The organism is Polaribacter sp. (genome assembly GCF_036480315.1).
Taxonomy (GTDB): Bacteria; Bacteroidota; Bacteroidia; order Flavobacteriales; family Flavobacteriaceae; genus Polaribacter.
Genome location: NZ_JAZGGG010000026.1, coordinates 23,407 through 43,697, shown reverse-complemented (window position 1 = coordinate 43,697; position 20,291 = coordinate 23,407). Strand labels below are relative to the sequence as shown.

Sequence of the window (20,291 nt, the reverse complement as noted above, 5' to 3'; positions counted from 1 at the left end):
ATTACTATAAAAAAAGCATCAAGAATTAACTTGATGCTTTTTTTATCTAAACCTTTTATTTTTTTATTTACTCTTCACTAGCGCGTTCAATAATTTTCTCTGGAAGAGATTTCTTTGCTTTTGCACCCATTTTCTTTAGTTTTTCTACACTAACTATTAAATTCCCTCTACCATCAACTAATTTATTCATTGCGCTAGAGTATTCTTTTTTACTGTCGTCAATACGTTTACCAATGGTAATTAAATCGGTTAATAATCCTTGAAATTTATCATACAACGCACCAGCTTGCCTTGCAATTTCAAGTGCATTTTTTTGTTGCTTTTCATTATTCCACATAGTATCAATAGTACGTAGAGTAGCTAATAAGGTAGTAGGTGTAACAATTACAATATTTTTTTCGAATGCTTTATTATAAATATTATTATCAAAATTTATGGCAACAGCAAATGCAGGTTCTATAGGTATAAATAATAAAACAAAATCTGGAGATTCAATTTTGTAAATATCTTCGTATTTTTTTTCACTTAATTGTTCTACATGTCTTTTTAAAGAAGCTATATGTTCCTTTAAAAAACGTGCTTTTAAAAGATCATCTTCTTCATTAACAAATTGCTCATAAGCCACTAAAGAAACTTTAGAATCTACAATCATTTTCTTATTATCTGGCAAATGAATAACAACATCTGGTAAAACACGTTTGCCTTCATCATTTGTAAAGCTTTGCTGAACAAAATACTCCCTATCTTTCTCTAAACCAGACTTCTCTAAAACTCTTTCTAAAACCAATTCACCCCAATTTCCTTGCATTTTATTATCACCTTTTAGGGCTTTTGTAAGGTTTATGGTATCTTTACTCATCTGCGCGTTTAACTCTTTTAAATTGTCTAATTGCGTTTTTAAAGCAGATTGAAAACCAGCTCTTTTCTCATCACTATCGGTAACTTTCTTTTCAAAAACCTGAATTTTCTTTTCTAAAGGTTCTAAAATATTTTTAATGTTTTCTCTGTTTTGTTGCGTGAACTTTGTAGATTTTTCATCTAATATTTTATTTGCCAAGTTTTCAAACTCTTTGGTAAATTTTTCTTGAAGTTTATTTACTTCATCTTTATTTTCAGCTAACTTAATTTCGGTGTTTTTATATTCTGTTTCTAAACGTGTATTATCAGAAATTAAATTCTCTTTTTCTTTTTGAATGAATTTTAATTCACTTTGTAAGTCATTTATTTTATTATCCGAATTTTTAAGACCTTCTTGTAACGAAGACTTTTGTAGTTCTAACATCGTTTTTTCTTTTTCTGAACTTCCTTTCTCTTTTTCAAAATTTAGATTAGCAAGTAATCTTCCTATAAACAAGCCAATTACAGTAAAAACTATGGCAATTAATAAGTAAATAATTATTTCGGTCATCATATCAAATTAAGTCCTTAAATTTATCACTTTTAATAGACAACATGAAACGATTTGCAAGATTTATATTATTTACAATTTTAGGTTGGAAATTAGTAGGTGATTTTCCAAAAGACATCAAAAAATATGTAGTTATTGCTGCTCCGCATACAAGTTGGGTAGATTTTCCTATAGCTATACTATCTAGAATGGCTTCTGGTGTTATGATTAACTTTATAGGTAAGAATTCACTTTTTAATGGTCCTTTTGGTTTTTTCTTTAGATCATTAGGCGGAACTCCAGTAGACAGAACTCAAAGTAATAACTTGGTGGATGCTATTGTTGAAATATTTAATAACAAAGAAGAATTTAGATTGGGTTTGTCTCCTGAAGGAACTAGAAAAAAAGTAGACAAATGGAAGACTGGTTTCTATTATATTGCAAAAGGAGCAAATGTTCCTGTAGTAATGGCAACATTAGATTTTGAAAATAAACAAATTAAAATTTCTGCTCCATATTACACTACAGCCAATAAGGATAAGGATTTTGAGGCGTTTCATTCTTTTTATAAAGATGTAAATGGTAAAAATCCTGAATTATTTTAATTTTTAGCAAAAAAATATAGATAAAATGATTAAGTTTGTAAATGTAAACAATACTTTTTAATAGAGATTAGGGGCTTTATTATTGATGAGTTTGCTGAATAGCATACGCTATGATACTAAAGTCTTCAGTTTACTGAAGACTTTTTTTTATGCTTATTTAAATTTTTCTGATACTTTATTCGCAATTCCAACAATAACTTCAGTAGCTTTAACCATAGATTCTACAGGAACATATTCATAACGACCATGGAAATTATGTCCGCCAGCAAAAATATTAGGGCAAGGCAAACCTTTATAAGAAAGTTGAGAACCGTCTGTTCCGCCACGAATTGGTTTAATTAAAGGAGTAATACCAATATCTGTCATAACTTCCTCTACTAAATCTACAATATACATAACAGGTATTACTTTCTGTTTCATATTAAAATACTGGTTCTTAATTTCAACTTTAATTAAATTTTGTTGTAAACGTTCATTAAAGTCGAACGCTATTTTCTGAACTAGATCTTTACGTTTTTCAAACAAATCTAAATCATGATCTCTAATAATATATTCTAAAACAGTTTCTTCTACATTTCCGTTTAAATCGTGTAAATGAAAAAATCCTTCATAACCTGTGGTTTTTTCTGGAACTTCTTCTGCCGGAAGTGCTGCAATAAATTCATTTGCAATTAACATAGAATTTATCATTTTTCCTTTAGCATAACCAGGATGAACAATTTTACCGGTAATTGTAATTTTTGCACTTGCAGCATTAAAATTTTCGTATTCTAATTCTCCAATCTGACTTCCATCCATTGTGTATGCCCATTTTGCGCCAAATTTTTCTACATCAAATAAATGTGCTCCTTTGCCAACTTCTTCGTCTGGTGTAAAACAAATTCTTATTTTACCGTGTTTTATTTCTGGATGCTGAATTAAGTATTCCATAGCAGAAACAATTTCTGTAACACCTGCTTTGTCATCTGCTCCTAAAAGTGTTGTACCATCAGTAGTTATTATAGTTTGACCTTTATATTGTAATAAATCATCAAAATAATCTGGAGATAAAATGATGTTCTGTTTTTTATTTAAAACAATATCTTTTCCATCATAATTTTCTACAATTTGTGGTTTTACATTTTTGCCTGTAAAATCTGGACTTGTATCAATATGAGCAACAAAACCAATAGTTGGTACCTCATAATCTAAATTACTAGGTAATGTTGCCATTATATAGCAATTATCATCTAAATCAACCTCTTTTAAACCAATTTCCTTTAAATCAGCTACTAAAACTTTAGCCAAATCCCATTGATTTTCTGTACTTGGGAAAGCTGGGTTGTTTAGATCTGATTCTGTATCAATAGTAACGTATTTTATAAAACGGTCTATAATGTGTTGTTTATCAATCATTTTTATTGATTTGTTTTAATTTTTTTAATAAGGTTTATAGCTTTACACATTCTTTCATTTACCAAAGAACCTCCATAAACTTCTGCTTTTGCTAATATAAAATTTTGATTATTGACTTTCATAAAAATCTCACAAACTTGATAATTAAACCCGCTTTTGGTTCCTTTAGAAATGGTGTAATAAGAAGGTTTATTAAGAACAATTATTTCTTTAGTTTTAACTTGGATTAACTTTTTAACCAGGTTTTCTTGTTCTTTTTTAAGTTTGAAATCTTCATCAAAATTTATTTCTTTTTTAATATAAGTAACATCTAAAAGTAGCGTTTCTGTTAATTGTTTTGTAGTATCTGCAGTATAAATTGAAGATTGAAGCGCATCATAATATAAATTTGTTTTCCAGTTTTTTGGAATTTCTACAGAAAAAAGGTTTTTTACATCTTTTACTTCTTCTAAATTTTGATAGTTTTCTACTTTACAATCAAAATCTTTATTTATTTCTGATGAATTTTGACACGAAAAAAATAGGAGCGAAGTGACAAAAATAATTACGTACTTCATAAAATTATTTTAAAACCAATTTTCCAATTTTATTATTTCCAGATAACCAGGCATTATTTTTATCAACAAACTGAATTGCATAATAGCCATCTTTAGAAACGTCTTTCCATGTATTTCCACCATCATTAGAAAAAGAAACTCCAGTTTTACCAACAGCAAAAACTTCTTTTCCGTTGGTGTTTGGTACGTATTGAACACCACTTTTATAATTAGGGTTTTGTCCGTTAGAAACTAATGTCCAAGTTTTTCCCCCATCTTTGGTAATTGCTTTGTTAGCTTGGTTCTCTAATGGTTTAGAATAATCGCCACCAATAACAATCCCGTTATTTTTATCAGAAAAATCAATAGAATAAATTCCTTGTGGTCCATTTCCTTGTATGATTGGTGTATTATAAACTTGCCAAGTTTTACCAAAATTATCAGATTTTAGAATACGTGTTTTTTTTCCTCCAGAAGCAATCCAAACAGTGCTACCAATTGTTTTTATATTGGTATTACTTGCTGCAAAAAAGGCTTCACCTTCTTCAAATTTTGGTAAATTATCACAAGCTATTTTTTGCCAAGAATCTCCACCATCCGAAGTAACAATAATTGAGGCACAATTATCAGTAGGATCTCCAACTGCAATTCCGTGTTTATTATCATCAAAGAATTTAATGGCATCATAAAACACTTTTTCATGAGTTTCCTTATAAACTAATTCATGTTTTCCTTCAGAAATTTTATACAATAAAGCAGGATTTCCAATAGAAAGTGCAAAATAATCAGCATTATTATATGCCAAACTTCTAAAATGCGGTACAATAGAATCTTGGTGTTTTATATTTAATTTATTCCATATAATGCCTTTATTAGTTGTAAAACCAACATCACCTTTAGAACCTGCATAGTGCACTGTTTCTGAATTTATAGCATGAATAGCTCTAATACTTGTACTATCTATTTTAAATTCTTGAATGGTTATATTTTCAATATTTCTTGGTTCATATTCTTTAGTACTAGAACTATAAAAAAGTAAAGCGAAAATAAATACGGTTATTCTTATCATTTTTGATATTTTTATGCGACTAAATTAAACAAATCATTTATAGATAATGAAAAAAGCGTTGGTAATTTCTGGTGGTGGAAGTAAAGGAGCATTTGCAGGTGGAGTTGCACAATACTTAATGAAGAATGAAGGTAAAGAATATGATTTATTTTTAGGGACTTCTACAGGTAGTTTAATGGTGTCTCATTTGGCTTTAGGTATGTTAGATGAGTTAAAAGAGTTGTATACTAACGTTAATCAAGAAACAATTTTTAGTAACAATCCTTTTAATATTAAAAAGGTTGCAGGAGAAAAAGTAATTAGTATCAATCACTTAAATACACTTTGGAATCTTTTAAACGGTAGAAAAACTTTTGGAGAAAGTAAAAATCTACGAAGTTTAATTAAAAGAAAGATCACCAAAAAAATGTATGACAAAATTAGAGCAAAAAACAAAGAAGTTGTTATTACGGTTTCTAATTTAACAGCCAATCAAATTGAATATAAATCGATACAAGATTGCACGTATGATGACTTTTGCGATTGGATTTGGGGTTCTTGTAACTACGTACCTTTTATGAGTTTGTTGGAAAAAGATCATTGTCAATATGCAGATGGCGGTTTTGGTTCTTTAGTACCAATTAGAGAAGCAATTTTACGTGGTGCAACAGAAATAGATGCAATTATTTTAGAAACGGAAGTAACTCAAATAAATAGATTACATTCTAAAAATCCGTTTTCATTACTTTTTGATGTTTTTGATTTTATGCTAACTCACGTAGAAAGACACAATATTACAATTGGTAAATTAGCTGCTACTAATAAAGATATTAAACTAAATTTATATTACACACCTACAGTTTTAACTACAAATTCATTGGTTTTTGATGAAAAATTAATGACAAAATGGTGGAAATCTGGTTATAAATATGCAAAAACCAAGCAAGAAGAATTAATGAGTGAGTTTAGACCAGATATTCTTACAGATCAAGAAATTGAAGAAGGAATTGATGATGTAGATAACTTAAATATTTAATTTTTTTAGAAGCTATTTCCAGCTTTCCACTATATCTTTTTGCTGAAAAAGCAAAAAGGATGTCGTTTTAATCTGGGCTAAAATTGTTTGCTAACTTTATTAAGTTAAACGTTTTTAATTTATTGTAAAGAAAAAATCCAGCTTATCGCTGGATTTTATTATTTTGAAAAAGAAAAATTTACTATTCCTTAAGCTCTACATACATATTATTGCTAGAAGGTGTTGCTAATTTAGAATTATAAATCTCTTTATATTCTAGAATATCTTCTTTAAGGCTTGTTTTTGCGCCTGTAGAAATATAAACTAACGTTCTATCTAATAAAGGATCTGAACGTTCTCCTAAAACACCTAAATTACCATAATTTTCTGCCAATTTAATTCCAGGTAAAGTTAAACCAGGTATAAAACCTTCTGGATAATTTTGATTGTTTTTATTAGAAATTTCTAACACAATTGGCTGAATAGCATATTTATGATCTGGATTTAAATTATCACCAGTTCTTTGTAGATTTTCAGAATCATATAAAGTAATAGAGCCAACTTGTTTACCAACAGTTGTAGTACCTACTATTTTTACATCTATATAAGGACTTAAAGCATTAATTACTAATTCTGAAGCAGAAGCTGTACTTCCAGAAACAATAAAATAAACACTTGTTAAATTCAAATTATTTATAGTTTGTTTTATAGAACCATTTTCTATTTCATTTGTAAAGTTATTTATAAACCTATCTGCAGAAACTGCAGCTTGTACTTTTTCGTTCCAAACTTCTTTAGAATACAATTGCCCGTTAAATTGACCGGTAATCATAGATCCTAAATAAGTTGCGGTTCTAACAGAACCACCACCATTGTAGCGTAAATCTATAATTAACTCATCTACATTTGAAGATTTAAAAGTGCTAAAAGCTGCATTTAATTCGCCATCATAAGAACTTGCAAATTGATTGTATAGCAAATAACCTATTTTTTTACTTCCATCAGTAATTATTTTAGAAACTGCTATCGGGTTTTCTTGAATTTGTACTTTATTTAAATCAGCAGAACCTCCATTTGAACTTGGGTTTCCTGCATTATAGTCAGCAAAATTAGCAGTGTAATTGGTGTTACTACTAAATAGTAAACCTGTGTAATTGGTATCTGTAAGTTGTGTTCCGTTTATACCGTTAAAAATCATTCCACGTTTAACACCTTTGTTATCTGCATCAGAATTAGGAACAACATAACGTACATAACCATAGATATTTACAGCACTATTCTCGTACCTTTTTAGGCCAAACTCCATTCCATTGCTTAAGTTTATTCCTTGAAAAGAGTTTTCTAATTCAACATAATCATCAACAATCCAAGAAAAACGATCATTTGGTTTCTTTAATAAGCTTTCAAATACACTTCCTTGAGAAGAATATCCTCTAAAATGTGTGTACAAATCACTAAAAGTAGTAAATCTGTTATCTGCTAAATTTGGTATGTCTTTCTGCCAAAAGTAATAAGCATTCATACCTTTCCAAATGAAGTAATTCGCGTCATCACTTACGCCTGGTTTTATAGTATCTTCAGCTTCTCTATTTGTACAAGCTGCTAATAAAAGGATGATTGCCAATAAACTGAACTATATAATTTTTTTCATTCTAATTTGTATTTGGTAAATTCTGTTTTATAAAAACTCCGTTATCTGTTACTCTTTGCGTATCAATACTATTGTAAATAAATTCAAAATTATTGGGGTTACAATTAGAAGTACCAATAGTTCCTGAAGAAACGTAATTTAAAACACGGTCTAAAATAGGATCTGATGTTTCACCTAAAACACCTAAATTTAAAATATCTTCATTTGTACAAAGATCTATTGTAGGTGTAAATCCGTTTGTATATGTTTCGTCGTTTTTATTCAGAAAACTTAACACTATAGGCTGTAAAGCCACTGTATGTGTTTCATTTCTATTAATAAAATCATAATCTTCAGAATTATACAAAGTAATAGCACCTGTATTATTTCCTGCAGTTTGATTCCCAATTACATGTACCGTAATATGTGATTTTAAACTATTAATTAATAATTCAATTGCAGATGAACCTGTAAAATTATTTCCATTTAATACAATATAAACGTCTGTTAAATTTAAACTATTAATATTTGTAGTTGGGTTTAATTTTAATGGAAACTTGGTAATTAAAGAATCTGGTTGATTTGCCAAAAACCAAGGTTGAGCTTTAGAATTCCATTCTTCTTTTATAATTGTTTCACCTGTAAATTGCCCAGTTATCATGGCTGCAATTTCCGATACGTTTTTAGCAAAACTTCCGCCACCAACATTATACCTTAAGTCTAAAATTAATTCGTTAACAGATTGATTTTTAAAACTTAAAAACGTGTTATTTAAATCGTTGATGTAATTGGTAGAGAAGTCATTATTATACATTAAATAACCAATATTGTCTGTATTTATAGCAAACGTTTTTTCTAAAGAAATTGGAGCGTAATTATAAGTAAGTCTTTCTAAAGTAACTTGTTTTGTATTTGGTGTAATTATAATTCCATCAAAATCTACCATTTCTAAAATGATGGTTGAAGTTGTTGGAAAAAGTAAATTTAAATAATTATCTCTTGTTAATTGAATACCATCAACAGCGTTAAAAAACTCACCTCTTTCAATGTTTTTTGTTGAAGCATCAGAATTTGGTAAAATATGAGAAACATAACCTAAAACATTTTCTGTATTTCCAGGTTCTGCTGTAAGGCCAAACTCCATTCCGTTAGTATCTGCAGTTCTTAAAGGAACAACATCTAAATTTGTATAATCTTCAATTAAGGTCGATTTTGTGTCGGAAGTAATTAATAAACTTGAAAAAAGTGAATTGTAATCTGTAAAACCACTTAAAAAAGCATTTAATTGTTGATCAGAATTAAAACGCCTGTCAGATAAATCTGCTATTTCATTTTGATGTAAGTAATAAGCGTTTAAACCTTTCCAAACAAAATCTTGTACTATTAAATTATCAGGTACCTGATAATCTTTAGAACAATTAAAGAATAATGAGGTTATAAACAGTATTGAAACTATTTTAAAGAAATTTTTCATTCAAGTTTTTATAATAAGTTATCGTAAAACTAACGCAATATAAAGAGAATTAGTATTATTTTCGATTCTATTGTAACAAATTAAATAGTTACTCGTCGTAAAGATGTAAACCCAATAATAAGAAAGGTAACAATTATAGGTTTGCAAACAAAAATCAACCAAAACGAAATGAACCAGTCAGACTTTTTAAAAGTTGTTTTACCGTTTAAAGACAAAGTCTTCCGATTAGCGAAAAGGCTTTTAGTTTCTAGAGAAGAAGCTGAAGATGCTACGCAAGAATTGATTTTTAAATTATGGAAAAGCAAAGAAAAAATAGCTGATTACAAGAATGTTGAAGCATTTGCAATGACCATGACAAAGAATTATTGTTATGACAGGTTAAAATCTAAACAAGCAAGTAATTTAACGCTTGTACACAGTAATTATAAAGAAAAAGAAACGTCTTTAGATAAAAAAATTGAACATCAAGATAGTGTAAACCAAGTACACAAATTGATAGAAGATTTACCAGAACAACAAAAAATTATTATTCAATTAAGAGATATTGAGCAATATGATTTTGAAGAAATCTGTAAAATGGTGGATATGAAACCAACAGCAGTAAGAGTAGCGTTATCTAGAGCAAGAAAAACAATAAGGGAACAATTAATTAAAAAACACAACTATGGAGTTAGCTAACATAGAAAGATTAGTAGAAAAATATTTAAACGCAGAAACTTCTTTGCAAGAAGAAGCAACCTTAAAAAACTATTTTACAGAAGGTAATGTAGCACCACACTTGCAAGAATACGAATATATGTTTAATTATTTTGCAGTATCTAAAGATGAAACTTTTACAAAAACCATTCAGTTAGAACCAAAGAAATCTAAAAGAAGAAACTTAAAATGGTTATCTGTAGTTGCATCAGTAGTACTATTGTTTAGTGTATTTATTGGTAATAATCAATACAAAAAACACCAAGCAGAAAAACAGTTTGCGCAAGTAAGCAACGCGTTAAAAATGTTATCTAATAATCTTCAAAAAGGAGAACAAGCGGTAGCAACTTTATATACGTATGAAAACACAGTAAATAAAATATTAAAATAAACCAAGTAAAAATAATAAAACCAAGTAAACACAGAAATTATGAAAAAAATAATAGTATTAATAGCGTTAGTAATTGCACCAATGATAACCAACGCACAGTCATTTTTTGATAAATTAGAAGATATGGACGGAGTAGATGTGGTAGTAGTTACCAAAGATGCTTTTGAAATGATATCTAAATTCAAAAATGTAAAAATTGAAGATAATGAAACGCTTAAGGTTTTTCAAATGATTCAAGAATTGAAAGAATTAAAAGTTTTCTCTACAAACGATGCAGGTATTGCAGATAAAATGGATGGAATGGTAAAAACTGCCATTAAAAAAAGCAACTTAACAGAGTTTATGCGTGTAAAAAGCGATGGTTCTAGAGTTAAAATTTACATGAAAACGGGTAAGAATAAAGATTATGTAAGTGAAGTATTAATGTTTGTAAAAGGGATTAATAAGAAAACGAAAGAGAATGTAGATTCTGTAATTATTTCTTTAACTGGTAACATAGATATTAATAAATTATCTGATTTAGCAGACACATTCTCAAAGGATAAAAAGTAATAACCTAGATTTTAAAGCCGGGTTTTTATAGCTCGACTTTATATTTAATCAAAATATATACAATGAAAAAATTAACCACCATATTATCTTTAGTATTTTTAGTCTTAATGGTAAGTTCTTGTAAGAATGAAAAATCATTACAAAGTTACTTGGTAGACTCTAGTGCTAAAGAAGATTTTATGACAGGCGATTTACCTGTTGGCTCTATGTTAACAACTAAAGCAGATGTTTCTGATGATGTAAAAGAAACCATTAAAAGTATCAAGAAAATTAATGTTGCTTTCTTAAAGAAAACAGCAGATAATGATGCAGCATACGAAACTGAAAAAGCAAAACTGAAAAGCATTTTTGCAGATAATGACACTTATAAAACACTAATGTCTATGAAGGCAAAAGGTATGAATGTAAAAGTTTATTATTCGGGAGATACTGAATCTATAGATGAAGTAATTGCTTTTGGTTACGGAAAAGAAGCTGGAGTAGGAGTTGCAAGATTATTAGGAGAAAACATGAATCCTGCAAAAATTATAGAAATGATGAACAGTGTAAATGTAGATGGAGACAATTCTTCAATCGAACAATTTGCTAAAATGTTCAATGTAAAATAAACGCTTTCACATATTTATAAAAGCCACAATCTTATTTAGATTGTGGCTTTTATTATTTGTTTTGGTATACTTTTTGAAATTAACTAGTCATTAACAGCTTCAACCTATTTATTTCTTATTTTTGAAGCTTGAAGAAAATGATATTTATGAAGATTCAAAAAATACTGTTATTTGTTTTTGTGTTACTTACAACTTTTGGTTACTCGCAAAACTCATATAGAGCAGAAAATGATAAAGTCCATAGTTTAGTACATACAAAATTAAAAGTCGATTTTAATTTTGCTAAAAAACAGCTAAATGGTGAAGCTTGGGTAACAGCAAAACCACATTTTTACGCAACTAACAAAATTACTTTAGATGCAAAAGGAATGATCATTCATCAAGTTTCTTTAGAAAATAAAAAATTAGAATATTTTTATAATCATTTTGAGTTAGTTATCGATTTACCTAAAGAATACAGTAGAAACGAAGAATTTACATTATATATAAAATATACTGCACGCCCAGAAAAAATAAAACAGAAAGGGAGTAAAGCAATTACATCTGCCAAAGGTTTGTACTTTATAAATGCAGATGGCGCAGACAAAAACAAACCCACACAAATCTGGACACAAGGAGAAACTGAAGCAAGCAGTTGCTGGTTTCCAACCATAGATTCTCCAAATCAGAAAACTTCTCAAGAAATTTATATTACGGTTCCAGATAAATACAAAACACTTTCTAACGGAAAACTAGTCAATCAAACTAAAAACGGAGCCAACCGTACAGATTATTGGAAATTTGATCAAAAACATGCACCGTATTTATTTTTTATGGGAATTGGGGAATATGAAATCATTAAAGATTCGTACAAAAATATTCCGGTAGATTATTATGTAGAAAAGGAATACGCGCCGTATGCAAAAGATATCTTCGGAAAAACGCCAGAAATGATGGGGTTTTTCTCAAATATTTTAGGTGTAGAATACCCTTGGAACAAATACAGTCAGATTGTTGGTAGAGATTACGTTTCTGGAGCTATGGAAAACACAACCGCTGTAATTCATTCAGAAAAAGCATATCAAAAACCAGGGCAATTAATTGATGAAAACGTACAAGAAAACACCATTGCGCACGAATTGTTTCATCATTGGTTTGGCGATTTAGTAACATCAGAAAGTTGGTCTAATCTTACCTTAAATGAATCTTTTGCTAATTATAGCGAATATCTTTGGCGAGAACATAAATACGGAAAATTAGATGCAAACATGCATTTAAATGAAGATACAGAAATGTATATGAATGGTCAGAATTTCGACAAACATTTGGTGCGTTTTAATTACGATGACAAAGAAGATATGTTCGATTTGGTGAGCTACAATAAAGGTGGCGCTATTTTACACATGTTGCGAAATTATTTAGGAGACCAAGCATTTTTTGAAGGCTTAAAAACCTATTTAAACCAATACAAATACAAATCTGCAGAAGTACATCAATTGCGTTTGGTTTTTGAAGAAGTAACAGGTAAAGATTTAAACTGGTTTTTTAATCAGTGGTATTTTGGTGCTGGTCATCCAAAAATTGAAATTTCTTACGATTACAATACCATACAAAAGAAGGTAACTGTTAACATTATTCAAATGCAAGCAGCTTCTTTTAAGTTTCCTTTTGCAATCGATATTTTCGAAAACGGAAAAAGAACGCGTCATACTGTTTTTGTAGACGGAAAAGATGCATCCTTTACATTTCCCTATATAAAACAACCTACATTTATTCAAGTAAATGCAGATGGCGTTGTGTTATGTGAAATTAATGAGAATAAAGTATTAAGCGATTATATTTTTCAACTGAAAAACGCAGAAAACTTTGCACACAGAAAAGAAGCTTTGTTAGAAGTAATAAAAAAGCAAGAAGAAAAAGTTGCATTTAACGCAGTTTCTAATGCTATGAATGATACTTCCTATAAAATTAGAATTTTAGCATTAGAAAATATTGACTTAATTAACAAGTTTTCTAAAAAGAAAGACATTCAAAAAATAATACGAATTGCAAATAACGATTCAAAAACTTTGGTACAAGCTGCAGCTATAGAAACGTTGGGTAAATTAACGGATCCTATACTGAAATCTGTTTTTGTTAAGGAGTTAGATAGTAAATCTTATGCAGTTTTAGGTAAAGCCTTGGTTGCATTGTATTATGTAGACAAACCTTTGGCAATTGCAAAATCTAAAGAATTGCCAGACGAAGTAAGACAGATTTTAGCAACACCTTTAACACGTATTTTTATTGAAGAAAATGATGTAACAGAACTACCTTTTATCGCAAAAAACGTATTGTCTGGTATGTTTTTGACTGGAGATGATGCAACAAAAGTAATTTTTAAAAAAGCATTTAAACAAATTTCTGAAAGCAATAATACAGAAGCCATACAGAATTTAGTAGATGATATGGTGGTAAAAGGAAACCAATTTAAAGGTTTCAATTTCGATAAAGTAGTTATTAATTTAATGCGAAAAATGATTGAATACCAGCGTATTAAAGAAACAAAAAACAGACCTAGGAATACAGAAATCATTAAAGAAGCGATGGCGAAGTTATTGTAGGTTTTTATTAAATTTATTTCTACTAAATTATAATCTATGACAGCTGCCCAACTTATAAGTACTATTTTTTTACCATTATCTCTTGCAATAATTATGTTTGGAATGGGAATGACTTTAATTCCTGCGGATTTTACAAGAATTATAAAATACCCAAAAGCAATTTTAATTGGACTTACAAATCAACTTATAATTTTACCAATTATTGGTTTTTCTTTAGCAGTAGCTTTTGATTTAAATCCAATTATGGCTGTAGGATTAATGATTTTAGCAACTTGTCCAGGAGGACCAACAAGTAACCTAATTACACAAATTTGTAAAGGAAACATTGCTTTATCTGTTACATTAACTGCTATTGCTAGTATTATTAGCGTACTTACAATACCGTTTATTTTATCTTATGCATTGGCTTATTTTGGTTCAAATACCAATATTGCTATTAAATTACCAATTTTAGACACCATTTTACAAATTATGGTAATTACAGTTATTCCTATTTCTTTAGGAATGCTTATTCGTAAGTTTAAAACCAGTTTTGCAAAAAGAATGGAAAAGACAATGCGTATTGCATCAACCGTAATTTTTATTTTAGTTTTTATTGCGGTGTTGGCAGCAAACTATAAGTTAATAGGAACCGCAATGAAAGAAGTAGGTATGGTTACATTGTTCTTAAATTTAATAACGATGGCAATTGGTTACTTAACTGCTAGACTATTTAAATTAGATTTAAAAAATTCCATTTCAATTACTATTGAAAGTGGTATTCAAAACGGAACACTTGCATTTGTTATAGCAACAACTATTCTAAACAATGTAGAAATGGGAATTCCTACAGGAGCATATTCTATTTGGATGTTTATTACGGGAGGAATTTTAATGTGGCAATTGAGCAAAAGAAAAAACGTAGAATCTGTATAATTAGCTAACGGTTAGTATAAGAATAGTAGCGAATTTCAAGGCACGAATCTTTCAATTTAGCACTAAAACCGCTATTATTTTTATACCGTGTTACGTGCTGGCTATTCTGTTTTTCCGTTCTACTGATAGCGTTGGCAAGCCATACTCTTTTGCAGTTTTGCCTTGTGCTGTTGGCTTTTTTGAACGAAACGTAAGTTCACGAACACCTTAAAGTAAAAATATAAAAGACGTGAGTAATTGAAAATGTGTATGGCTTATGCGTTGGCTTTATTTACGCCAACCCAAATATATAGTAATTCTGCCACACAAAATGGTTTGCCATCATCAAGTGGTTCAAAAGTTATTTTAAATTTTGCTCCAGAATGATTCTGTTTGTTAAATGAGGAAAGAAAAACTAAACGGACTTGAAATTCTTGATCTACTTTAAGTGCTTGAGGAAATCGGACATTATTAAGTCCGTAGTTTATACGTGCTTTTGCATCAGTAACATTAAACAACTTATTTATAATATTCGGAATCATTCCTAACAATAAAAATCCGTGAACTATTGGAGTTCCATACTGAGATTCTTTTTGACACTTATCTTTATCAGTATGAATCCATTGTGTGTCTCCCAGAAGATTTGCAAATTCGAGTACATTTTTGAAAGGAACTGTACTAACTGGAGTAAGTCCAATCAAAAAGTCGGGTTCAGAATTATTTAATTCTTTTATTGTTGTTTTCATCATTTTTCTTTATAATCTGGTTCATTTTTAGTTGAATTGATAAAATATGAGCCTGTTAGTAATATGGTAGAAGCAATTACAGATTGCATCGTAAACTCTTCCTTTAGAAAAATAGCACCTAATAGTACCGCAACAATCGGATTCACTAATGCTTGAGTAGATACTTTATGTGGTGCAACATATTTTAGTAAATAATTAAAAGCCAAATAGGCAATTAAACTACCGAAAATTATTAGAAATAGCATTGATACAATTACATCGGTATTTATATTAAGTTCGTTAAAATTAGGTTTCTCAATAAGTAAACTAATCAGTAAAAGGATACTACCTGCGGAGAACATCTGTACACCCGAAACCCAATAAAAGGTGTTATGACTATTTTTTGATTTTGTTCTCGAAACAAATATAAGCCCTAAACTCCAAGCCGTTATGGAACATAGTAATACTGCTAAAACCCATTTTTGTTGATGAAGTATGTTTAGCGATCCTTGATTAATGAGTAGATACATTCCCAAGACTCCTAAAAAGATACCAACCCAAGATTTTGTTTGAATTCTTTTTCTATAGAGTAATCGCATAAGCAACAATATAATTAATGGTTGTGATGCAAATGCCATTGCCACAAAACCACTATCAACATATTTTAATACCCAAACAAGCAAGCCGTTTCCAAGGGTTATTAAAAGGATTCCTGCTATTATTGCGTTTTTAATTTCAGACCGAGAAGGTAACGTATTTTTAGAAAAATGAGCAATAATAAATAATAGTATTCCTGCTATTACAAATCGAATTCCGACCCATAAAAATGGCGGAATTTCCTGCATTACACCTACTTTATTGAATAAGTAGGTTGCTCCCCAAAAAATATAGATAGCAAAAAAGGATGCTATAATTAACCAAGTATTGTTTTTAAATTTCATTATTATATTTAGATAATCCGTTCAAGTGTTTATTTAAAAACAGGTCGCATAAAACTACGTTCATAATTGATGATACATCTAGTTTTAGCAGCATATTCAAAAGCCTCAATGCATTCTGCATCTTTAAAACTATCCTTTCTATACTTTTCGTAGGTTGCCAATGAAGGAAAACTAAATAGTGCAACTGCCATATCATTTGTTCCTTCATGAGGTAGAAAATAGCCGTGATGTGTTCCTCCAAATTTATTTACTAATGGAATCCATTTTTTAGCATAGATTTCAAATTCTTTCAATTTATAAGGGTCAATTTTGTAATTTAGGTAACAGGTTATCATAATTTTATTGTTTTAGTTATTTATATTGATTACATCTATAAATTCATCTACTTTAGATTCTTCAGTTGCCCAAGATGTTACTAAACGTAGTATTGTAAACTCATCATTTATTTTACTCCATCTGTAAAATTCAAAATTCTTTTCTAATTCTGTAATTAATTGGTTTGGTAGTATCGGAAATATTTGATTGGATGTAGATGCTGATGACATTTTATACCCGTTTGCTTGTATTGATTCTGAAAGTTTTGATGCCATAATATTAGAATGCTTTGCCAAATCAAAAAATAAATCATCTTTAAATAATTCTAAAAACTGAATACCTAATATTCGTCCTTTAGATAGCATTGCACCTCTTTGCTTGATGTGAAATGGAAAATCTTCTTTCAGTTTATCATTGGTAATAATGATGACTTCACCAATCAAAGCACCGTTTTTAGTACCTCCTATAGTAAAAATATCGGTAAGATTAGCAATATCTGATAACGAAATATCATTATTAGATGCTGTTAATGCAGAACCTAATCTTGCTCCATCTAAAAAAAGGTATAGATTGTTTTTTTTACAGAAATCGGATAAATTGGTTAATTCAGATTTTGTGTAAATAGTACCAATTTCTGTAGCATTAGAAATATAGACCATTTTAGGTTTTACAACGTGAGCACCAAAATCGTGTTCTTTCAGTACTTCTACAATGTCCTCTTTGGTTAGTTTTCCGTCACTTGAAATTACCGAATTTATTTTATGCCCTGTCGCTTCAATTGCTCCTGCTTCTCTCAAGGTAATATGCCCTGTATTTGCCGAAATAACCGATTCGTGAGATTTTAATGCTGCTGAAATGATAATTAAATTTGCTTGTGTGCCGCCAGAAACAAAAAAGACATCAAGGTTTTGATTACCTATTTTGTCTTTAATTAGTTTTTTTGCTGTATTGGAATAATCATCATCTCCATAAGGCGTTTGTTGTGCCATATTAGAACTTACCAAAGCATCTAATACTTTTGGGTGTGCGCCTTCGCTGTAATCATTTAAAAAACTGTATTTCATATCATTGGATTGTTTCAATATTTATATTTCTAGAATTATAGATGTATTATATAAAAAAATTAGAGTTCTATTTTTAAGAAATCAATATACGCTTCAATCATTTTCTCGTCTCTTTTATAATACGTCCATTTACCTTTTCTTGTTGAGATAATTAAATTTGCTTTTTCCATTTGTGATAAATAGGTAGAGATTGTAGATTGTGATAATGCAGCCTTTTCTTGTATATTACCAACACAAACACCAATTTGAAAACCATCTGCAAGTAACTGATAAGGAAAATTATCTTCAGGTTTTTTCAACCATTCTAATATGTTCAATCTGGTTTGATTGGAAAGTGCTTTGCTGATTTCTATAATATCCATACTGTAAATATATACATATCTATATAAGTAGATGTGTTATTTCAAATAAAAGTAGAATTTTGTTATTATTTTAGGATTAATTCCTTTCTTAATTCATAATATTCTACTGTTTCATCATATTTCAATAATACTTTCTGTGCATTTTCAGGTATATAGGCTTTTTTATAATTTTCACCAGCAAAAGTCTTGACAGCATCAAGAGATTCGAATTGAATAATGACAAAGAATTCTACTTCATCCTTTTTGTTTTGGGTAGAAATACTGACCTTTTCTAATCCAATAACTCCTTTCTTTTTTAACGCAGGAAATATTTCATTAATAAGCATATCTTCGTAGATAGGTGCATTTTCTATAGTAGTCCAACCTTTCCAGGTTCGTATAATTTTTAATGTTGTATTCATAATTGAAGTCTTAAAATTTTGTTTTAAAAATAATCATTTTCTTGAGAAAAATAATGCAATCTAAAATAAAAAAAGAGATCATCAAAAGTATCTATTTTAAATGATCTCCTTTAGTTATTGATTATTTAATTGATTTTAGAACTCTAAATCAGCAATTAAATCAAATTCGTCATATATAGCCTTATCTTTTAGATTCTCGAAAAAACTCGTAGAACCATACTTAACATCAAATTTACTTCTATCTATTTTAAGATTAGCCGTTGCTTTGTTTCCATAGACTGATATACAAAATGTGATAGCATTTGTTTTTCCTTTAATGGTTAGATTACCTGTTGCAGTATATGAATTTTTACCTACTAATTTAATATCATTAAACACTAAAGTTGCCGTTGGAAATTTCTCCACTCCAAAAAAATCATTCGATTTTAAGTGACCTTCTAACTTCCCTTTGTATTCACCTTCCATTTCGGTATTTTTAATAGACTTCATATCTATTACAATCTCTCCGCCAGATAATTTATCTTCAGAAAATGTTAAAGAACCTGACTGAATAGCAATAGTTCCTTGATGAGAACCAGTTACTTTATAACCTTTCCAGGTTACCTTACTGTCTTCCGTTTTAATTGCTTTTTTCTCGTTGTTTATTGTGGTGAACGATAAAGTAATAAACGTCATTACTAATATTGCTATCGAATTTTTAATTAATTTTTTCATTTTTAAATCACATACCATTACGTAAAGATACTTTGTAGTTTTTTAAACTTTAATAGTTAAACTTCCCATTATTATTTTTACGATTTTCTTTAGTAGGAATTTCTTCTATTGTATCCCAATGCTCTACAATTTTTCCGTTTTCTATTCTGAATAAATCATAAAATGATACGTGTTTTTTTAAGAATTCACCTTCCGAAATTGATAAAACAAAATTTCCTTCTCCAAGTATTTTATGGTTATTCGTAAATTTCATTGGCATTCCTGCTTTGGCTAATTCTTCTAATGCTTTGCCTAAACCGTCTAATCCATCTCCAACATTAGGATTGTGTTGTAAATAGGTTTCAGTTGAAATGTAATCAGTAATTTTTGATGGATTTGCACCCATTAAAACATCTACTACAAAGTTTTTTACCAATATTTTGTTTGCTTTCGTTTTATCTAAATCAATAATATCGGTTGTACCATCAAATTGAGTTCTCCCTGAAACAGTTTTATCAACAATTTCCTGTAAATTATCCCAATGTTCTACAATTAAACCATCTTCAAATTTGAATACATCAAATCCTGCTTTTGGTCCAAAAAAATTATACTTTGTGTGTGCAAATACATAGTTGCCATCTTCAAATACTCTTATTACTTCTACCTTTGCACTTCCTTTTGGCAATTGACTTAAAACTTGTCCAAAACCTGCCAATCCATCGCCAACTGCTAAATTGTGTTGTGTATATTTATTTGGGTTAATATATGATACTGGTTTTGTATCACCATTTTCGATACTGTTAAGTAGTTCAACTACTTTTACTTTTTGTTTGTTACTTTTTGTTACCATTTTTATTTCCTTTTTATTTGTTACTGAATCTTTTTTCTGCGAAGTAGAACAAGACCAAATTACTGTAGATAGTGCAACGCCCATTAAAATATTTTTTACCATAATTATTTGTTTTTAAATTAGAGTA

22 protein-coding genes are annotated in these 20,291 nt (G+C 29.3%); 8 read left to right on the top strand and 14 right to left on the bottom strand.

The features are described from left to right. Positions 1-67: 67 nt before the first annotated feature. Positions 68-1,408, bottom strand: coding sequence for a DNA recombination protein RmuC (gene rmuC, locus V3V28_RS05500; RefSeq protein ID WP_331364053.1), 1,341 nt, complete (start codon positions 1,406-1,408; stop codon positions 68-70). Positions 1,409-1,452: 44 nt separating this feature from the next. Between rmuC and V3V28_RS05495 the strand changes: the two genes are divergently transcribed. After that, positions 1,453-1,992 carry a 1-acyl-sn-glycerol-3-phosphate acyltransferase gene (locus tag V3V28_RS05495; RefSeq protein ID WP_331364026.1) on the top strand — a complete coding sequence of 180 codons (540 nt, stop codon included), beginning with the start codon at positions 1,453-1,455 and terminating at the stop codon, positions 1,990-1,992. Positions 1,993-2,145: 153 nt separating this feature from the next. Here V3V28_RS05495 and pepT read toward each other — a convergent pair whose 3' ends face one another. Genes pepT through V3V28_RS05480 form a run of 3 tightly spaced genes read right to left on the bottom strand, consistent with a single transcriptional unit; the run spans position 2,146 to position 4,992 of the window. Beyond that, the gene (pepT, locus tag V3V28_RS05490; RefSeq protein ID WP_331364025.1) at positions 2,146-3,387 is read right to left on the bottom strand and encodes a peptidase T; all 1,242 of its coding nucleotides are present in this window, start codon (positions 3,385-3,387) and stop codon (positions 2,146-2,148) included. A 2-nt stretch (positions 3,388-3,389) separates the two neighbouring features. Then, entirely contained in the window at positions 3,390-3,944 is a 555-nt protein-coding gene (locus V3V28_RS05485; RefSeq protein ID WP_331364024.1) for a hypothetical protein, read from the bottom strand. Between the two features lie 4 nt (positions 3,945-3,948). Continuing rightward, entirely contained in the window at positions 3,949-4,992 is a 1,044-nt protein-coding gene (locus tag V3V28_RS05480; protein WP_331364023.1) for a WD40/YVTN/BNR-like repeat-containing protein, read from the bottom strand. 46 nt (positions 4,993-5,038) lie between these two features. Between V3V28_RS05480 and V3V28_RS05475 the strand changes: the two genes are divergently transcribed. After that, positions 5,039-6,007 carry a patatin-like phospholipase family protein gene (locus tag V3V28_RS05475; protein WP_331364022.1) on the top strand — a complete coding sequence of 323 codons (969 nt, stop codon included), beginning with the start codon at positions 5,039-5,041 and terminating at the stop codon, positions 6,005-6,007. Between the two features lie 181 nt (positions 6,008-6,188). Here the strand turns inward: V3V28_RS05475 and V3V28_RS05470 are convergent, their stop codons facing one another. Beyond that, positions 6,189-7,610 (bottom strand): S41 family peptidase, encoded by a 1,422-nt coding sequence (locus V3V28_RS05470; protein WP_331364021.1) that lies wholly within the window; start codon positions 7,608-7,610, stop codon positions 6,189-6,191. A 28-nt stretch (positions 7,611-7,638) separates the two neighbouring features. Further along, on the bottom strand, positions 7,639-9,090 hold the full coding sequence (locus V3V28_RS05465; RefSeq protein ID WP_331364020.1) for a S41 family peptidase: 1,452 nt from the start codon (positions 9,088-9,090) through the stop codon (positions 7,639-7,641). Between the two features lie 168 nt (positions 9,091-9,258). Here V3V28_RS05465 and V3V28_RS05460 point away from each other — a divergent pair, with 168 nt between their 5' ends. The 6 genes from V3V28_RS05460 to V3V28_RS05435 all read left to right on the top strand — a co-directional run bounded on the left by V3V28_RS05460 (position 9,259) and on the right by V3V28_RS05435 (position 14,834). Beyond that, positions 9,259-9,768, top strand: a complete 510-nt coding sequence (locus V3V28_RS05460; protein ID WP_331364019.1) for an RNA polymerase sigma factor — start codon at positions 9,259-9,261, stop codon at positions 9,766-9,768. Next, complete coding sequence (locus tag V3V28_RS05455; RefSeq protein ID WP_331364018.1) at positions 9,755-10,177, top strand: hypothetical protein; 423 nt, start codon at positions 9,755-9,757, stop codon at positions 10,175-10,177. The genes V3V28_RS05460 and V3V28_RS05455 overlap by 14 nt, the downstream gene beginning before the upstream one ends. A 39-nt stretch (positions 10,178-10,216) precedes the next feature. Then, positions 10,217-10,729, top strand: a complete 513-nt coding sequence (locus V3V28_RS05450; RefSeq protein ID WP_331364017.1) for a DUF4252 domain-containing protein — start codon at positions 10,217-10,219, stop codon at positions 10,727-10,729. Between the two features lie 62 nt (positions 10,730-10,791). Next, positions 10,792-11,337 (top strand): DUF4252 domain-containing protein, encoded by a 546-nt coding sequence (locus V3V28_RS05445; protein WP_331364016.1) that lies wholly within the window; start codon positions 10,792-10,794, stop codon positions 11,335-11,337. A 146-nt stretch (positions 11,338-11,483) separates the two neighbouring features. Next, positions 11,484-13,919 (top strand): M1 family aminopeptidase, encoded by a 2,436-nt coding sequence (locus V3V28_RS05440; protein WP_331364015.1) that lies wholly within the window; start codon positions 11,484-11,486, stop codon positions 13,917-13,919. Positions 13,920-13,955: 36 nt separating this feature from the next. Then, positions 13,956-14,834 carry a bile acid:sodium symporter family protein gene (locus tag V3V28_RS05435; RefSeq protein WP_331364014.1) on the top strand — a complete coding sequence of 293 codons (879 nt, stop codon included), beginning with the start codon at positions 13,956-13,958 and terminating at the stop codon, positions 14,832-14,834. A gap of 254 nt (positions 14,835-15,088) precedes the next feature. Here the strand turns inward: V3V28_RS05435 and V3V28_RS05430 are convergent, their stop codons facing one another. The 8 genes from V3V28_RS05430 to V3V28_RS05395 form a co-directional block, all read right to left on the bottom strand. Further along, complete coding sequence (locus V3V28_RS05430) at positions 15,089-15,514, bottom strand: MaoC/PaaZ C-terminal domain-containing protein (protein ID WP_331364013.1); 426 nt, start codon at positions 15,512-15,514, stop codon at positions 15,089-15,091. A 44-nt stretch (positions 15,515-15,558) separates the two neighbouring features. Further along, a complete protein-coding gene (locus tag V3V28_RS05425; RefSeq protein WP_331364012.1) occupies positions 15,559-16,479 on the bottom strand; it encodes an EamA family transporter in 921 nt (306 codons plus the stop codon). A 29-nt stretch (positions 16,480-16,508) separates the two neighbouring features. Further along, positions 16,509-16,814 carry an NIPSNAP family protein gene (locus V3V28_RS05420; RefSeq protein WP_331364011.1) on the bottom strand — a complete coding sequence of 102 codons (306 nt, stop codon included), beginning with the start codon at positions 16,812-16,814 and terminating at the stop codon, positions 16,509-16,511. A 12-nt stretch (positions 16,815-16,826) separates the two neighbouring features. Next, positions 16,827-17,858 (bottom strand): threonine aldolase family protein, encoded by a 1,032-nt coding sequence (locus V3V28_RS05415; protein WP_331364010.1) that lies wholly within the window; start codon positions 17,856-17,858, stop codon positions 16,827-16,829. A 59-nt stretch (positions 17,859-17,917) separates the two neighbouring features. Beyond that, positions 17,918-18,220: an ArsR/SmtB family transcription factor gene (locus tag V3V28_RS05410; protein ID WP_331364009.1), complete on the bottom strand. Its 303-nt coding sequence runs from the start codon at positions 18,218-18,220 to the stop codon at positions 17,918-17,920. A gap of 65 nt (positions 18,221-18,285) precedes the next feature. Further along, on the bottom strand, positions 18,286-18,621 hold the full coding sequence (locus V3V28_RS05405) for an antibiotic biosynthesis monooxygenase (protein WP_331364008.1): 336 nt from the start codon (positions 18,619-18,621) through the stop codon (positions 18,286-18,288). Positions 18,622-18,756: 135 nt separating this feature from the next. Further along, positions 18,757-19,335: a YceI family protein gene (locus V3V28_RS05400; RefSeq protein ID WP_331364007.1), complete on the bottom strand. Its 579-nt coding sequence runs from the start codon at positions 19,333-19,335 to the stop codon at positions 18,757-18,759. 49 nt (positions 19,336-19,384) lie between these two features. Further along, positions 19,385-20,266: a nuclear transport factor 2 family protein gene (locus tag V3V28_RS05395; protein ID WP_331364006.1), complete on the bottom strand. Its 882-nt coding sequence runs from the start codon at positions 20,264-20,266 to the stop codon at positions 19,385-19,387. Positions 20,267-20,291 lie beyond the last annotated feature (25 nt).

Coding starts and splice junctions, on each gene's coding strand:
- rmuC (WP_331364053.1), bottom strand. CDS start 1,408: ATGACCGAAATAATTATTTACTTATTAATTGCCATAGTTTTTACTGTA.
- V3V28_RS05495 (WP_331364026.1), top strand. CDS start 1,453: ATGAAACGATTTGCAAGATTTATATTATTTACAATTTTAGGTTGGAAA.
- pepT (WP_331364025.1), bottom strand. CDS start 3,387: ATGATTGATAAACAACACATTATAGACCGTTTTATAAAATACGTTACT.
- V3V28_RS05485 (WP_331364024.1), bottom strand. CDS start 3,944: ATGAAGTACGTAATTATTTTTGTCACTTCGCTCCTATTTTTTTCGTGT.
- V3V28_RS05480 (WP_331364023.1), bottom strand. CDS start 4,992: ATGATAAGAATAACCGTATTTATTTTCGCTTTACTTTTTTATAGTTCT.
- V3V28_RS05475 (WP_331364022.1), top strand. CDS start 5,039: ATGAAAAAAGCGTTGGTAATTTCTGGTGGTGGAAGTAAAGGAGCATTT.
- V3V28_RS05465 (WP_331364020.1), bottom strand. CDS start 9,090: ATGAAAAATTTCTTTAAAATAGTTTCAATACTGTTTATAACCTCATTA.
- V3V28_RS05460 (WP_331364019.1), top strand. CDS start 9,259: ATGAACCAGTCAGACTTTTTAAAAGTTGTTTTACCGTTTAAAGACAAA.
- V3V28_RS05455 (WP_331364018.1), top strand. CDS start 9,755: ATGGAGTTAGCTAACATAGAAAGATTAGTAGAAAAATATTTAAACGCA.
- V3V28_RS05450 (WP_331364017.1), top strand. CDS start 10,217: ATGAAAAAAATAATAGTATTAATAGCGTTAGTAATTGCACCAATGATA.
- V3V28_RS05445 (WP_331364016.1), top strand. CDS start 10,792: ATGAAAAAATTAACCACCATATTATCTTTAGTATTTTTAGTCTTAATG.
- V3V28_RS05440 (WP_331364015.1), top strand. CDS start 11,484: ATGAAGATTCAAAAAATACTGTTATTTGTTTTTGTGTTACTTACAACT.
- V3V28_RS05435 (WP_331364014.1), top strand. CDS start 13,956: ATGACAGCTGCCCAACTTATAAGTACTATTTTTTTACCATTATCTCTT.
- V3V28_RS05425 (WP_331364012.1), bottom strand. CDS start 16,479: ATGAAATTTAAAAACAATACTTGGTTAATTATAGCATCCTTTTTTGCT.
- V3V28_RS05420 (WP_331364011.1), bottom strand. CDS start 16,814: ATGATAACCTGTTACCTAAATTACAAAATTGACCCTTATAAATTGAAA.
- V3V28_RS05415 (WP_331364010.1), bottom strand. CDS start 17,858: ATGAAATACAGTTTTTTAAATGATTACAGCGAAGGCGCACACCCAAAA.
- V3V28_RS05410 (WP_331364009.1), bottom strand. CDS start 18,220: ATGGATATTATAGAAATCAGCAAAGCACTTTCCAATCAAACCAGATTG.
- V3V28_RS05405 (WP_331364008.1), bottom strand. CDS start 18,621: ATGAATACAACATTAAAAATTATACGAACCTGGAAAGGTTGGACTACT.
- V3V28_RS05400 (WP_331364007.1), bottom strand. CDS start 19,335: ATGAAAAAATTAATTAAAAATTCGATAGCAATATTAGTAATGACGTTT.
- V3V28_RS05395 (WP_331364006.1), bottom strand. CDS start 20,266: ATGGTAAAAAATATTTTAATGGGCGTTGCACTATCTACAGTAATTTGG.